The organism is Methylacidimicrobium cyclopophantes, assembly GCF_902143385.2.
Lineage (GTDB): Bacteria > Verrucomicrobiota > Verrucomicrobiia > Methylacidiphilales > Methylacidiphilaceae > Methylacidimicrobium > Methylacidimicrobium cyclopophantes.
The window spans coordinates 1-14,166 of the sequence record NZ_CABFUZ020000151.1 but is presented as its reverse complement, the minus strand read 5'-3'; the positions used below and the strand labels follow the sequence as shown (position 1 = coordinate 14,166).

At 61.2% G+C, this 14,166-nt stretch carries 11 protein-coding genes and 1 CRISPR repeat array; of the genes, 5 read left to right on the top strand and 6 right to left on the bottom strand.

Going from position 1 to position 14,166, the window contains the following annotated elements:
* Positions 1–62 precede the first annotated feature (62 nt).
* From FN369_RS07105 to FN369_RS07085, 5 genes are all read right to left on the bottom strand, one after another.
* Positions 63–503, bottom strand: a complete 441-nt coding sequence (locus FN369_RS07105; protein WP_142525487.1) for a DUF5069 domain-containing protein — start codon at positions 501–503, stop codon at positions 63–65.
* A gap of 261 nt (positions 504–764) precedes the next feature.
* Positions 765–1,577 carry an MBL fold metallo-hydrolase gene (locus FN369_RS07100; RefSeq protein WP_142525486.1) on the bottom strand — a complete coding sequence of 271 codons (813 nt, stop codon included), beginning with the start codon at positions 1,575–1,577 and terminating at the stop codon, positions 765–767.
* A 67-nt stretch (positions 1,578–1,644) separates the two neighbouring features.
* Positions 1,645–2,640: a biotin--[acetyl-CoA-carboxylase] ligase gene (locus tag FN369_RS07095; protein ID WP_142525485.1), complete on the bottom strand. Its 996-nt coding sequence runs from the start codon at positions 2,638–2,640 to the stop codon at positions 1,645–1,647.
* A gap of 51 nt (positions 2,641–2,691) precedes the next feature.
* Entirely contained in the window at positions 2,692–4,635 is a 1,944-nt protein-coding gene (locus FN369_RS07090) for an MGDG synthase family glycosyltransferase (RefSeq protein ID WP_142525484.1), read from the bottom strand.
* A gap of 259 nt (positions 4,636–4,894) precedes the next feature.
* Positions 4,895–5,644, bottom strand: coding sequence for a class I SAM-dependent methyltransferase (locus FN369_RS07085; protein ID WP_142525483.1), 750 nt, complete (start codon positions 5,642–5,644; stop codon positions 4,895–4,897).
* 144 nt (positions 5,645–5,788) lie between these two features.
* On the opposite strand from FN369_RS07085, the gene FN369_RS07080 reads away from it, so the two are divergent.
* Positions 5,789–6,637, top strand: a complete 849-nt coding sequence (locus FN369_RS07080; RefSeq protein WP_142525482.1) for a class I SAM-dependent methyltransferase — start codon at positions 5,789–5,791, stop codon at positions 6,635–6,637.
* Here FN369_RS07080 and FN369_RS07075 read toward each other — a convergent pair.
* The gene (locus tag FN369_RS07075; RefSeq protein ID WP_246189602.1) at positions 6,619–7,506 is read right to left on the bottom strand and encodes a class I SAM-dependent methyltransferase; all 888 of its coding nucleotides are present in this window, start codon (positions 7,504–7,506) and stop codon (positions 6,619–6,621) included. The two genes, FN369_RS07080 and FN369_RS07075, sit on opposite strands and share 19 nt — an antisense overlap.
* A gap of 212 nt (positions 7,507–7,718) precedes the next feature.
* Here FN369_RS07075 and FN369_RS07070 point away from each other — a divergent pair, with 212 nt between their 5' ends.
* From FN369_RS07070 to cas2, 4 genes are all read left to right on the top strand, one after another.
* Positions 7,719–8,462 (top strand): PP2C family protein-serine/threonine phosphatase, encoded by a 744-nt coding sequence (locus tag FN369_RS07070; RefSeq protein ID WP_142525480.1) that lies wholly within the window; start codon positions 7,719–7,721, stop codon positions 8,460–8,462.
* A 368-nt stretch (positions 8,463–8,830) separates the two neighbouring features.
* On the top strand, positions 8,831–10,105 hold the full coding sequence (gene csm6, locus FN369_RS07060) for a CRISPR-associated ring nuclease Csm6 (protein WP_142525478.1): 1,275 nt from the start codon (positions 8,831–8,833) through the stop codon (positions 10,103–10,105).
* A 166-nt stretch (positions 10,106–10,271) separates the two neighbouring features.
* Complete coding sequence (gene cas1, locus FN369_RS07055) at positions 10,272–11,279, top strand: CRISPR-associated endonuclease Cas1 (protein ID WP_142525477.1); 1,008 nt, start codon at positions 10,272–10,274, stop codon at positions 11,277–11,279.
* 110 nt (positions 11,280–11,389) lie between these two features.
* Positions 11,390–11,665, top strand: a complete 276-nt coding sequence (gene cas2, locus FN369_RS07050) for a CRISPR-associated endonuclease Cas2 (protein WP_178087738.1) — start codon at positions 11,390–11,392, stop codon at positions 11,663–11,665.
* A gap of 210 nt (positions 11,666–11,875) precedes the next feature.
* Positions 11,876–14,108: direct repeats of the CRISPR family, unit length 37 nt; unit sequence GTCGGGAATGAAGGAGATGCCGAAAGGCAATGGAGAC.
* Positions 14,109–14,166: the final 58 nt, after the last annotated feature.

The window sequence follows — 14,166 nt, the reverse complement described above, 5'->3', positions numbered from 1 at the left end:
AAGAGGCGTTCAGCCTCTTCGGGAATGGCAAGCTCGTTCCGATCGCTTTCTGAACTTCGTTCTTATTGGCTCTTCAGCCACTTATGGAATTCGGTCCAATCGTCCAGGTTGTTCAGGTTGACCGCGTCCGGAATCGATCCGTCATCGGGAAGACCCGCCGCCGAAACGATCGCGCGCCGAGTGTCCGCATCATGGATATATCCGAGAACGGCGCAATTGTGCTTGATGATCGTCGCCTTCTCGATCTTCCCGCCCTTCTTGCGCAAGATCCAGGCTTCGAACTGGGGATAGCTCGGCAGCTCGCTCCGAAGATAGTGGAGGGTCTCCGCTTCGTCCAAGCCCAATGCATCGAGGGTCATCTTGTCGAAGCCCTTGCCGCAGTCGGGGTAACCTTCCGCCAACATCCCCTTGGCCGCCAAGACGACTTTCAGCCAAAACCGAGGCAGATGGAGCACCCCCAACGGGCCCGCTACACCCGAACTAATCAATGGTACCAGTTTCATAGGCAACTAATCTCCTTGCTGATGGATTGTTTCTCGCTCCTGCGAGCTTCCCGATCCGAACGAAAAGAACGGGGAAGATCGCGCCGGGAAAAGCCACCCTTCTCCTCAGCGGGATTCCCCTTTCTTTCCTCTACTCGAATAGTCATCCGAGCCGGGCATCGGCTACCATATCGAGAGCGATCCTCCTGACAAGAATAAATGCAGCCGTCGCCTCGCAAGCTGCCCGATTTCTCCAATCGGAGGTCGAACCCTCTCCGGCGGCTACGAAGCAAAGAAGGGGTTGTGGCGCCGCTCCTCCTCCACGCTGGTCAGCGGGCCGTGCCCCGGGCAGATCACCGTGTCGCCCGGCAGCGTCAGAATCTTCTCCCGGTTGTTCCGCAAGGCGTCCGCATAGGAGACATTCCCGCCGCCCATCGAGCCCGCAAAGAGCGAATCTCCGACGATCGCCAGCAAGCGGGGGCCTCCGGAAACGAGGTAGGTGATGCCGCCCGGCGAGTGGCCGTTCGTCAGAAGCGTCCGAATCGAGAGCGCGCCCAGACGGAACTCTCGGCCCGCGGCAAAGGGCTCCGCCCCTTCGATCGGCTCCCGGTCGCCGACATAGGCGTGGGCCCCCGTCTCCTCCTTCAACCGCTCCAAGGAAGCGATGTGATCCCCATGGGTGTGGGTCAGGAAGATCGACCCGAGCCGGAGCTTCCGTTCCCGGATCGCCTCGACCATGGCGCTGCAATCGCCCCCGGTGTCGAAGGCGGCGGCTTCCCGGCTCCCGAGATCCCATACGAGGTAGGCGTTGACGATCATATCCCCCCAGCGCGTGGGAAAGGCGAGAAACCCGGGAATCTCCCCCGGATCGCGGGGGCGGTATTCCCCTCTCCCTAAGGCGACCAGTGCCTCCGGATCGAGCCGTAAGACGGGCGCCAACCGGCGAACCACCCGTTCGTCGAACTCTCCCGCCTTCGCACGGCGCAGCTGATCGGGGGTCAGCCCGGCGGCGCGGGCCAACGACTCATCCGTCAGGCCCAGCCCGCGCGCGGCCTTGCCAATCACGTCCTGAAAGCCATCCTCAAGAGGAATCATCTCGCTTTTCTCCTATATTTGGTAAAAAATAAGCAATCCGCGGCCTCCCCCGCAAGATGCGCGGCAGTCAGCGGACTCCCACCAGCTCCCCGGCCAAAAGGGGCAGGATCACGCCCGCTTCGGTTCGCAAGAGCAGCAGCCCGTCCTCGTCCAAGCCGAGCGCATAGCCCTCCACGACGCACCCTCCCTGCAGAACCCGAACCATCTTTCCCACGCTCTCGCATCGCCATTCCCAGAGGCGGCGGATTTCGGCAAAGTCGCCTTCGTATCGGAGCGCCAGCCGCCGAAGAAGGGCCGCCAAGATCTCCACCCGGCGAAACTCCCGGCCCGTTTCGATCCGAAGGGAGGAAGCCCGATCCCGAATCGCTTCGGGGAATGCCTCTCTTTGCTGAGCGACGTTGAGGCCGACCCCGACCACCGCTCCCCGAAGGCCTCCTCCCTCCGCCCTCACCTCGGTCAAGATCCCCCCCAACTTGCCTTGAGGGCCGATCAAATCGTTGGGCCACTTGATCGCCGGGGAGAAGCCCGTGACTTCCTCGACCGCTTCGGCCGCGGCAAGGGTGGTGAGGATCGTCAGCCGATGGACTTGGGTAAAGGCGAGTCGTGGACGGAGCAGGAGGCTGGCGTAGATCCCGCCCGGCGACCCCGATTCCCAGCGCCGGCCCAACCGTCCCCGGCCGCGGCTTTGCCGCCCGGCCACGACGACGCGCCCTTCCGCGACCCCGCTCGCCTCTTCCCGCAAAAGGGTCTCGTTTGTCGATTCGACCTCCTCGAAGAAGGCGGCGGACCAGGCGATCGGAGCCCCCTTCTCGGATTCGGAGCGGGCGATCAGCTCCTCAGCCGATACGAGATCGGGAAACGGCTCCTCCAACCGCCACCGGCCATCCCGCGACTGGAAAAGCGGAAGGCCCTTTTTTTGCATCCGCCCGATCGCCTCCTCCACGGCGGGCGGCTGGAGTCCGCTCCTCGCCGCGAGCTCCTCCACCGCGCCGCTGCTCCCCGAGGGAGAGCGCAGGAGGAGCCGCAAGAGGCGAACGGCCGGGTCGGTTCGGTCGCAAGCCATGTTGCCGCAAGGGGTCTCTCTGCGCAAAGCCCGCCCTTTCGGAAGGCGGCTCTACGCCTTGAGAAGCTCCTCCTCCGGGGAGCGGAGCAGCGATCCAAAGCGATGGCGCCTGTAGAGGGTGAGCGCGACATTGCGGTTGATGCGGACGCACTCCTTGATCGCCTCGGGATCCTTTTCGCAGAAGAGGACCGTCTTCCACGAATCGATATGCTTGGGCTTGTGAAAATCGCTGTTGGCGATGAACGGGAGCCGCTTCAAGCCGATCGGGGCGAAGAGATCGTCGCGATTGGCGATCTCCCAGGCGTCGAGCAGCGGGGCGAACTGCTTCTGGTTCTCCCAGAGATAGAGGGTGTTCGGGCCCCAGACGCTCTGAAACTTATGGGGATGCGACGCCACCGAAAGCCCCCCCTGCTCCCGAATCTCCCCGATGATCTCGGGCAAGGTGAGGCTCGGATCGATCGGATGCCGGAGGTCGATCCCCAGGAGATGGGCCGAGCTTTTCGCCCGATAGCCGTCCTTATTGAATTCGAGGCCCGTGAAAAGGATCATCCGATATTTCCGCCAGGCTCTCTCCTTTTCCCGCCGAAGCACCTCGAAATACTCCCCTACCAGATCGGGAGAGAGCACGAGGCCGGTGAGCTGGCAGACCCTGCCGATGAATCGAGTCGGATCGACGATATGGTCGGTGATGCAGATGCAATCGAAGCCCCTTTGTCCATAAAAGTCGACGATCTCGCCGACGGAGAGGCGCCCATCGGAATAGGTGCTGTGGATATGAAAATCGCAGAGGAGCACCTGGGCCGTTTCCGGCCGCTGCGGGATTCCCTCGGGAAGGAGATCCCGATCCCTGCGAGGGAAGCCGGGCAGGGCATCCGGGGCGGCATTTTCGACCACCGCCTGATCGAGGACGAAGCGCGCGATCTGCAACGAGGCGTCGGGGCGGCTGATCCCCCCCAAGGCCGACCGCATCCGCTTCCAGAGCCTGCCGCCGTCCTCGAAGAGCTCTTCGAGCGCCTGAAGGATCTGGCGGGGCTTTTCCGCGTAGAGGGCCGCCCCCCGCCGGCGCAAAAGGTCGAAATTCCCCTCCTCTTGCCCCGGGACGATCTGCGTGACCACCATCGGGCAGCGCGCCGCCACCGCTTCCTGGACCGTCGCTCCCCCGGCCTTGCTGATGAGGGCATGATGGGTCAGGAGCAGCTCGGGAATCCTATCGGTCCAACCGAGCACCCGAAGCTTCTCTTCCGATCCCTTGGCAAGACGCCGGATCTCCTCCAGGAGCGCTCGATCGCGACCGACGACCACGGTGGTCCGCCAACGAGGGTGGCGGAGCAAGAGCTCGATGATCTTGGTCGCTTTCTTCTTCCCCGAGTTGATGATGTAGAGGATCCGCGGATCCTCCTCGAGCTCCTCTTCCAAGCCGATCTCCTTGGCTTCGAGAAAATCGAGCTGGACCGGAAAGCCGAACACCTGGATCCGCTGCTCTTCGACGCCCGCCGCTCGCAACGCGAGGGCCGTCTCTTCGTTCGCCACCAGGAAGACATCGCTCGGCCCTCGATGCCAAAAGGAGTTGACCGTGATCGAATCGGTCACGACCGTAATGTGGCAGAAGTTCTTTCGTCTGCCGTCTCGGAAGATTTCGTCGATTAGATAGTTGTAGATCGGATAGGTGCAGAGCACCGCATCGGGTTGAATCTCCCGCAAGAGCCAGTCGAGGGAGCGCTGCATCCGAGCCAGGGCCGCGATGCCGTCTTCGAGCAGAGTCGTCCGATCGAAGAGCGAGTAGATCCCCTTCCAGAGCAGGGGAGTCCGGTTGATCGCGGCCAAGTAGGCCTGCCGGAGCACTCCGTTGAATCGACCGTAGCAGGATTCGAAGAGGTCGACGATTTCCACGTGCGCCTCGTCGGGAGCGACCCATTCCAGCGCCTCCTGAATGTTGCGCGCGGCCGTGTTGTGGCCTTCCCCGAATCCAGCCGTGAAAATGAGAATCCTCTTCACGAGCGTCTTGTCGCTCGAACTCTACTCGCATTCTCCCCATTTGACCAGGGAGAAGAGGATTCTTCTGCTTCCGCGCCCCGAATCCCTCTTTTCCCCTACCCTCCTCGGGGCTTCCACCCAAATCCCGGGGTTTCCCATGCGGGGAGAGGGCCGTCTCGAAAGGGAGCTCCCTTTCCAAGGACGGTCGGGAAGCAAAACCGAAAGAGCCCTCCACTCGCCGGGGAGTCCGCCCTCGGCGGGCTCCTTCGCGGCCCCGCCCTCACGCCGCCGCCGCCCTCACCCAGACCCCACCCAGAAGTCCCCCCTCGATCTTGCCCAGGATCCCTCCATAGACGGCGCGAAGATAGTCGAAGGCCTCTTCTCCCGCCGCCGAGACGATTTGGGCCCGTTTGGCTTCGATCCGGGCGAGCAGATCCCCATACCAACCCCGATATTCTTCGTGGAGGAAGGTCACCGAATCGAGCTGCCACCCCGACTCCCGCAGATCGGCTTGGAGCCTTTCCATCTCCACCGGGCGGGGGAGGATCCGGATGCCTCCAACCAGGAGCGGATCGGATTGGAAGCCGCCCCGATCGCAATAGTCGAAGAGGCGAAATTCCGCTCCTGCTTCCGCCGCTTCCCGCAAGGCTGCCAGAGCCGCGCGCTGGTCGGGGAAGGCATAAAAGGCGTTGAAGGCATAGAGGTGGGCGAACTTCCGAGAGAGGAGCCGGGGCGCGTCGACGACGTCGCCTTCGACGAAGAGGACTTCCGGATAGCGGGAGCGAGCATAAGCCAGGGAGGTGGCGTCTCGATCGAGCCCCACCAGACGACCCCATCCCCCCCGCCGCAGGTAGTCGGCCGTCCCTCCCCGGCCGCAGCCGACATCCAAGAGCCACCGCTCCGAGGATCGCGGCAGCGCGCCAAAGACCCGGTCGATCGCCTCCTCCTCTCCGGCATGCGCGTAATCCCCTTGCCGGATGAGCGCCAGGAGCCCTTTCCCGACGAAGGAGTTCATTTCGAAAGGTGCCATGGCTCTTCTTTTCCGCGCCCTCCCTCCAAAGAGCAAGCCGCTTGCCAATCGTCCTCCTCCCCCGCAAAACGCGTCGCGGACCGCCGCCCAAAGGGAAAGCGTGGAGGAAAGAGGGCGGAGCGGCTACGATACCGGTGGGCCCATATGGATCCAACTTCCCGAAAGGCGCTCTTGCGCCGGCTCGCCTCCCACCGAGGCCGCTACGGCATCGACGGGGGATGGGCGGCCGTCCGCGGGCTCTCTTGGCCGGCGGCGGCCGGATTGCTTCTCTTCGGCCTCGCGCTCCTCCCGGGGTCGACGAAGCCCCTCTTCCAGCGGGCCCTCGAATTTCTCGGGGGAGCGGCCCTCCTGCAACTGCCCGCAAGCTTCTTCTACTCGACGCTGCGGGGCAAGTTTTCCGTCTGGGCCGAATTGCTCGAAGCTCTCCAGCTCCGCGGGGATGAGCGGGCCCTCGAGATGGGCTGCGGGCGCGGAGCCATCCTCGCCATCCTGGCCAAGCTGCTCCCCCAAGGACGGGCCGTCGGGATCGACCTCTGGCGGACGGAGGATCAGTCGGGAAACTCCCTCGAATCGGCCCGTCAAAACCTCGCGGCGGAAGGGGTGGCCGAACGGTGCGAGCTCCACACGGGCGATCTGCGCGCGCTCCCGTTTCCGAACGACGCGTTCGATCTGGTGATCAGCAATCTCGCCATCCACAACATCCCCCTTCCCGAGGGCCGAAAGGAAGCGATCCGCGAGGCGGTCCGGGTGCTCAAGCCGGGCGGCCGGCTCCTGATCGCCGATCTCTTCCGGACCGAGGAGTATGTCGAGTGGCTCCCGGAAACGGGAATGACCGATGTCGCCCTCCGGCGGCTCGACTGGCGATTCTGGTATGGCATCTTCGGCGTCACCCCGAGACTCGTTACGGCCCGAAAGCCGCCGGACCATCCTGAGGCTCCCGGAAGCTCTCCGCACCTTCCGGCCGACGAAAGCGGTCAAGCCGCCTTGAGATAGAAGGTGGCCATGTCGCTGTCCCCGATCTCATCGAGCAACTGGGCCCACTTGCGGATCGGCCTCTGCCGCTCGGTCAACTCTTCCTGCGAGATCTCGACCTTCCTTTCGGGATGGAGGGCAAAGAACTGCGAGGTAGCCCAGAGATTCTTCCCGGCGTCGTACTTGACCTTCGCCACCCGGAGCCCGCATCTGCCGGCGCCGATCGCCATCGCCTTCGCCGTAAAGAGATGGAGATGACGCGGAGGATCCCACATCGCCCAGGAGTTGCCGAATTTCCTCCACCCGTAGCTGTCGGCGACCGGCGTGCTCACGAGCATCGTCCCGCCCGGCGCGAGGTGCTCCCGCAGCGCTTTGAGGACCGTCAGCGGCTCCTCGAGATGCTCGATCACATGGTTGAGGATCAGGAGGTCGAACGACCCGCGCAAAATCGTCCAATCTCCTTTCCGCAGCGTGATCCCCTCCTCGACCAACTCTTGCGCGGGCAGATAGGGATCGAGGCCGAAAAGCCGGCGAAATCCCCACTTGCGAAGCCGCAGGAGCAGATGGGCCCGTCCGCAGCCGTAGTCGAGGATTGGGGAATCGAGCCGCAACCCGAGCTCCCGGAACTGCCAGAGGAATCCAGGAAAGATCTTTCGCAGCGGCCATGGAATGGCACCCTCTCCGATCGGCGCCGAGAGGAGCAATCCGGCCGCCTTCCGTTTGCAGAGCTCGGAGAAGGCCTTCGGAGCCGGCGCTTGGAGCTCCAAGATCCGAGCATGATATTGGTGGCGGTAGTAGTCGGCGATGTTCGAAGGAATCTCGCCGATTTGCAGGCAGCCACATTCGAGGCATTGGAAATAGAGGAAGCGTTCGAAGCTGCCGAGGATCATCTCTCTGGCCAAATGGATCGGGTGCTCTTCCTCGCATCCACAAATCCGACACCGCCTGACTCCGCTCTCCCGCATCGCAGGGCACGATGATGTCCGGGACGCGCAGGGTCGACAAGGCAATCCCTGCTCCGTTTCGATCAGCCGCTTCTTGACCATTCGAAGAGGAAGGAAAAGAGAATAAGGGGAAATCCCGAGAATGGCCGCGGTCCCCCATGAACTTCGATAGCGCTTTGCTCACCAACCGGGGCGGACGCCCGAACAACGAGGACGCCTGCCGCTGGGCGGCCCACGGCGAGACGATCGCCTGGGTGGTCGCCGACGGCCTCGGGGGGGAGCGGGGCGGAGAAGTGGCTTCCCGGCTCGCCGTCGACGCCTTCCTCGAAGCTTTCCGACTCCACCCTTCCCTCTCGCCGGAAAGCCTCTCTTCCTACGTCGTCGAAGCCGATCGGGCGATCAAGATCCGCCAAGCCGAGGAGCCCGAGCTCTCCCGCATGGGGTCGACGATCGCCGCCGCAGTCTCTCAAGGCCACCGTCTCCGAGCGATCACCCTGGGGGATTCCCGCTTCTACTGGTTCCGCAACCGGAAGGTCTTCTTCCAATCGAAGGACCACAGCCTCCCCCAGGCCCTCTGCGATGCGGGGATGATCGCTCCCGACGAGATCCGCTCCCATCCCAACCGGAACGTCCTTCTCCGCTGCCTCGGAGGGCCGGGAGCGCCGGAACCCGAGATCTCTCCCGAAGGCGAGCTCGAGCCGGGAGACGCCCTCCTCCTCTGCACCGACGGCTTCTGGGATCCCCTTCCGGAAGCGGATATGGAAAAAGAGCTTGGGAAGGCCGCGAGCGCCTCCGACTGGCTCCGCCGGATGGAGGCACTCCGACAAGAGCGAGCGCCCACCCTTGCCGACGACGACAACTACACCGCGATCGGAGTCCTCGTGGGCTCCGAGCCCGAATAGACGACCGCTCTTACCGGAAGCTTCCCGCGAAGAGGAGAGCTTCTTTCCCCAAGCCCGGCTTCCGCGCGGTGCCATCCAATGGCTCGTCTCCTCCGTTCCCTTCACCGGTTCCTTCCCCACGCTCTCCCCTCTCTCGGGAGAGAGCGAAGGCGCGCCCCGGTCGCAGATCGGAAAGCCCACCAGCTGCAGCCCAAAGAGGCGGCAGCGCGATCCCTGCAAAGCTCACCGCTGGTCTCGGCGCCCGCGGCCAAGCCTCCGCCCGAAAGATCCCTTTTCCCATTCTTGCGCAACGCTTGCAGACCTGCCTAGAATTGCCTCGCAAACGGTAGCGGATTCATAGGAGGACGCACTCTACGGATTCCGGTGGCATGGCCCCTCTTCCCCCGACTTCTTCCCGAATCGAAATGGATCCGCTCCGCAACTCTCCAAAAAAGCCTTCGGCTTCGCCGGAGAGCGACTTTTCTGGCCCACTCCTGCCGAAGGCGGCGGAAGCCAACCCCGATTCCCGCTCTTCCCGCGAGATCGTCTTGCTCGCGGTGACGGGCATGGCGCCCGCGGTCGTGACGGAAACCGTCTGGGCTTTGGCCCATGAGCATCCTCCCGTTCTTCCTCACCGGATTTGCATCCTCACTACCAGCGCGGGGAAGAGGTGCGCCGAAGAAGAACTTTTTTCCCCTTCCCCGGCCTTCGGGGGATGCTCGGTTTGGGAAATCCTCCGTCAGACCCTCTTGCGGGATCGTGAGGACCGCTCTCCCCGCCTGATCTTCGATGAGATTCGGCTGCTCGGCCATCCCGATCCTCGGGAAGGGAGAAGGCGGCCCTTGGAGGACATCCGCCGCGCTTCCGAAAACGAAGCCCTCGCCGACGCGCTCTTGGAGGAGGTGCGACGGATCAGCGAAAACCCCGATACCGCGCTGATCGCCTCGATCGCCGGCGGACGCAAGACCATGAGCGCCCTGCTGTATGCCTGCGTCTCCCTCCTCGGCCGACCCCAAGACCGAGTGACCCATGTCCTCGTAAACGAGCCCTTCGACGATCCCCGGCTCTCACCTCGCTTCTACTTCCCTACCTGCCCGGCTTCTCGCCACTCATTCCCTATTCCCGGAAAGCGTGCTCTCCGGACCATTTCCTCCGATGCGGCGCAAATCGAGCTAGCGGATATTCCCTTTGTTCCCCTCCGTCTCCTTTTCCCAAAGCAGATCGGCTCCTTTCCCGGCCACTTCACCACCTTGGTGGAATCTTGTTCCGAACGGCTCTCATCGCTCGCACGAAAGCCTCGCGTCAGCCTCCAGGAAGACCGTCCGTTCCTGATAGTCGATGGACGTTCGGTCTCGCTCTCGCCCCGGGAATATCTCCTCTATGCGTTCCTTCTCGATCGCCTTCGCAACGGCTCGCCTCCGTTTTCCGCCCAAAAGGACGCAGTTACCACGCTAATCGAGTTCCTCTCCCGATTATCGCAAACCCATCCCGTGGAATCTTTCCAGCGCCAAGCGGCGGGAGCCTGGGACGATCCTAACGACGACGACCTTCGAAAGCTGCTCAGCTCCGTGAGGAAGAAGCTCAGGGCCGCCGGCTTTGCCGCGGAGCTCGATCGTCTCCTGCCGCGCCGGGGATCCTTCGGAATCGACGCGATCCCCGGTTGAGCGAAAAGACCCTAAGAGCGAAGCGCGATCTTCTCGGCTCCGTCGACGAGGTCTCCGATGTCCTCCGACGTCTAGAGGATGGCAATCCCCTTTCGAAGCTTTACGATGCCCTTCCGGGACAAGTGTAGGCCATGCCCGTTTCGGGTTGGCCCGCCGATCAGCTTCCATGCCAAGCGCCTGCGTTGTTCAGAGTCATGCCAAAGTCGGTCTTCTCTCTGAACGGCTCGTCGTTTCCGCCTCCAGCGGGGAAACGGGAGATACCGAGATCTTACGGGAAATTCCCATCGTCGATCTCGATAGACTCACGATCGAAGAGACCGTTGCAATCACCTCGCCTGCTCTCGCCGAGCTGCTTCGCCGCGGCATTCCGATCAACATTCTGGGAACCAACGGGCGTTTCCTCGGTAGCTTCCTTTCGGCTCAAAACGATCACGGACAGTGGCGTCTCGCGCAGTACGCCAAGACGCTCGATTCCGGCTTTGCCCTCACCATGGCCGGCCGCATCGTCAGCGCCAAGGTCTACAACCAACGACGATTGATCCAGCGCCTCGCGGCGAACCGCAACGCGGATGCATCCTCCGCCCTCGACTCTCTGGAACGGATGCTCTCCCAAATTGCGCGGGCGACTTCAATCGCGGAACTCCGGGGTCTGGAAGGGGCATCGACGGCGCGCTACTTCGAAGCGTGGGCGACCTTTTTGCCGCCCGAGTTTCCTTTCGAAAGGAGATCGACTCGACCCCCGCTCAACCCCGTCAATGCCTGCATCTCCTACGGTGCGGTACTCCTCTATGCAGAAGCGGCCAGCTTTCTCCACGCCCACGGACTCGATCCCGCGTTGGGGCTCCTCCACCTGACCGAGGACGGACGTTGGTCGCTGGCACTCGACCTCATCGAGCCGTTTCGGCCGGTGCTCGTGGAAGCGCTGGCGCTCGACCTCTTCAGCCATCAGATCCTCAACGCGCAACTCTTCGAAAAACGCAATGGTGGCGTCTACCTCGCGACGGAGGGGAAGAAAAAATTCCTCCTCCAGTACGAACGCCGTATGGAGCGCCAATTTTTGTCCGAAGCGGTCGGCTGCCGGACCACTCTTCGCGCCGAGTTGGAACGACAAGCGACGGCTTACAAGGCCGCTCTCGAATTCCCGGAAAAGTTTGAGCCGTTCTTGATGAACTAGAAACGATGAGAGAGGAATCACAAGAACCAAGTTCTTCGAGTCCAATCAGTTGGTGGGAGGAGGCTTTCGCTCCCGTCCCCTACAAAAGATCGCCTCCGGGAGAAACGAAGATGCTTACGGTAATTGCCTACGATATTGCGGATCAACGGCGGCTGGCGCGGATAGCCCGCGTTTGTGAGGATTACGGGATGCGGGTCCAATATAGCGTGTTCGAATGTTATCTGGAGCCCGACCGGGTCGATGAGCTCTGGAACAAGTTGGAAGACGAGCTCGATCTCGAAGAGGATCGGATCGTCGCCTATACCCTCGATGCGAAATGCGCAAAGAAGATCCGCACGGCGGGGACGATGGTCTGTTCGGAGCGCGTGGTCTGCTATCTGGTATGAAACGTCGGTGGATCTCTTTCGGGTCGCGAGCGCAATGCGGGATTTTTCTACCAGCTCCCGACCTGATTCGTATTCTATTCCGAATCAGCGTACTACAGCTTCTTTCAGCTTGTGCGATCCATGCACTTGGAGGAAAATCGCTAATCCTCTTCACAGTCCCGACCTGCGATGGATTTTTGGGCTTAAGCCTCAACGAGTTCCAAACCTGCGGTCGGGAATGAAGGAGATGCCGAAAGGCAATGGAGACCCATGAGTCGTCGAACCTATTGTCTGTGATGTGGACCTGTCGGGAATGAAGGAGATGCCGAAAGGCAATGGAGACTCACCCAAGATGAATCCATCTTGGGTTCAAACCCAGAGAGGTCGGGAATGAAGGAGATGCCGAAAGGCAATGGAGACCGCCTATTCTCAGCTTGCCTAACCCAGAACGTAAGAATGTCGGGAATGAAGGAGATGCCGAAAGGCAATGGAGACTTACGTTCTTTCAGTTTGGCGTTCATCTCGTCCTTCTCCTTGTCGGGAATGAAGGAGATGCCGAAAGGCAATGGAGACCAAGCTCCCTGGCATCCAGGACTCCATTGCCCGTAACCTGGGTCGGGAATGAAGGAGATGCCGAAAGGCAATGGAGACACCACGCGGTCGTAGCCGTCCTTCGAGAGGAGATCGCACTGTCGGGAATGAAGGAGATGCCGAAAGGCAATGGAGACCACCATCTTCCGCGAACCATTCGAGTTTCCGAATGGGTCGGGAATGAAGGAGATGCCGAAAGGCAATGGAGACCTTTAAACAAATCGTCTTTCACGCCAGAGAGGTCGAGTCGGGAATGAAGGAGATGCCGAAAGGCAATGGAGACCCTTCCCGGAGGTGAGAGTATTCTCTCACCAGCCGGTTGGTCGGGAATGAAGGAGATGCCGAAAGGCAATGGAGACAGATATACATCATACAAGGTCTCCTCGAATCTTTTGAGGGTCGGGAATGAAGGAGATGCCGAAAGGCAATGGAGACTTCTGTACATCTCCTTCCTCCTTTCGTCGGGCAGGAAGGAGGTCGGGAATGAAGGAGATGCCGAAAGGCAATGGAGACGGTACAATTCCACTTTTTCGTTCATCATTTTCCTTTCTTTGTCGGGAATGAAGGAGATGCCGAAAGGCAATGGAGACCTGCCCAGAACCCGATACATCTCCTTCCGCCTTTCGTCGGTCGGGAATGAAGGAGATGCCGAAAGGCAATGGAGACAGACTCGAGTACTTCGAGCCCAAGGTGGATTCATCTTGGGTCGGGAATGAAGGAGATGCCGAAAGGCAATGGAGACCGGGCTCGCTTCAATAAACCTCCGAAATCCCCGGCATGGTCGGGAATGAAGGAGATGCCGAAAGGCAATGGAGACGCGAACCTGCTCGACCGACTTCATGAGGGTAGCCCGAGTGTCGGGAATGAAGGAGATGCCGAAAGGCAATGGAGACCGACGAATCTCCTCGATCGCCTTCATGAGGCGACCCCGAGTCGGGAATGAAGGAGATGCCGAAAGGCAATGGAGACCGACGGAAGCCCGTCGCACTCATAGACCTCCTTTGCGTCGGGAATGAAGGAGATGCCGAAAGGCAATGGAGACCTTTCCCGCTATCCGGACTTTGGTAACGAAGCACCCCGAATGTCGGGAATGAAGGAGATGCCGAAAGGCAATGGAGACTCCCGATTTCCAATCGGGATTTCGACCTCATTCTCCGTCGGGAATGAAGGAGATGCCGAAAGGCAATGGAGACGGCGAACACCCGGCAAAGATTCACCTTCTCTCGGCGGGTCGGGAATGAAGGAGATGCCGAAAGGCAATGGAGACACATCCATATCCCTCGAGACTTCGTTGAAGCAGCGCAACAGTCGGGAATGAAGGAGATGCCGAAAGGCAATGGAGACCTTGTTCAGCGCCCGGACGACCTAACGCGCCGGACCGAGTGTCGGGAATGAAGGAGATGCCGAAAGGCAATGGAGACGTGCCCGTAGCAAGACCGAATGTAGCGCGCCGCCCCTCCGTCGGGAATGAAGGAGATGCCGAAAGGCAATGGAGACACCGTAATTGATTTTCATGCTTTCCTTTCTCGGTTGAGGTCGGGAATGAAGGAGATGCCGAAAGGCAATGGAGACTTCACAAGGCGATCCTGGACTTCCTTAGGGACGTCCCGTCGGGAATGAAGGAGATGCCGAAAGGCAATGGAGACAATACGATCGCTGTCTTATCTCTCATCGAGACTCCTCAAGTGTCGGGAATGAAGGAGATGCCGAAAGGCAATGGAGACCCTCCGCGAGAGAGCGGAGTTCGCGAATCGAGGCGGGTCGGGAATGAAGGAGATGCCGAAAGGCAATGGAGACCCATGTCGTGAGATGCAACTTCTCCCGTTGATCTGACGGGTCGGGAATGAAGGAGATGCCGAAAGGCAATGGAGACCCGCGAGGCTGTCTATTGCTTTACACAACTCATCCATATGTCGGGAATGAAGGAGATG

Coding starts and splice junctions, on each gene's coding strand:
- FN369_RS07105 (WP_142525487.1), bottom strand. CDS start 503: ATGAAACTGGTACCATTGATTAGTTCGGGTGTAGCGGGCCCGTTGGGG.
- FN369_RS07100 (WP_142525486.1), bottom strand. CDS start 1,577: ATGATTCCTCTTGAGGATGGCTTTCAGGACGTGATTGGCAAGGCCGCG.
- FN369_RS07095 (WP_142525485.1), bottom strand. CDS start 2,640: ATGGCTTGCGACCGAACCGACCCGGCCGTTCGCCTCTTGCGGCTCCTC.
- FN369_RS07085 (WP_142525483.1), bottom strand. CDS start 5,644: ATGGCACCTTTCGAAATGAACTCCTTCGTCGGGAAAGGGCTCCTGGCG.
- FN369_RS07080 (WP_142525482.1), top strand. CDS start 5,789: ATGGATCCAACTTCCCGAAAGGCGCTCTTGCGCCGGCTCGCCTCCCAC.
- FN369_RS07075 (WP_246189602.1), bottom strand. CDS start 7,506: ATGATCCTCGGCAGCTTCGAACGCTTCCTCTATTTCCAATGCCTCGAA.
- FN369_RS07070 (WP_142525480.1), top strand. CDS start 7,719: ATGAACTTCGATAGCGCTTTGCTCACCAACCGGGGCGGACGCCCGAAC.
- csm6 (WP_142525478.1), top strand. CDS start 8,831: ATGGCCCCTCTTCCCCCGACTTCTTCCCGAATCGAAATGGATCCGCTC.
- cas1 (WP_142525477.1), top strand. CDS start 10,272: ATGCCAAGCGCCTGCGTTGTTCAGAGTCATGCCAAAGTCGGTCTTCTC.
- cas2 (WP_178087738.1), top strand. CDS start 11,390: ATGCTTACGGTAATTGCCTACGATATTGCGGATCAACGGCGGCTGGCG.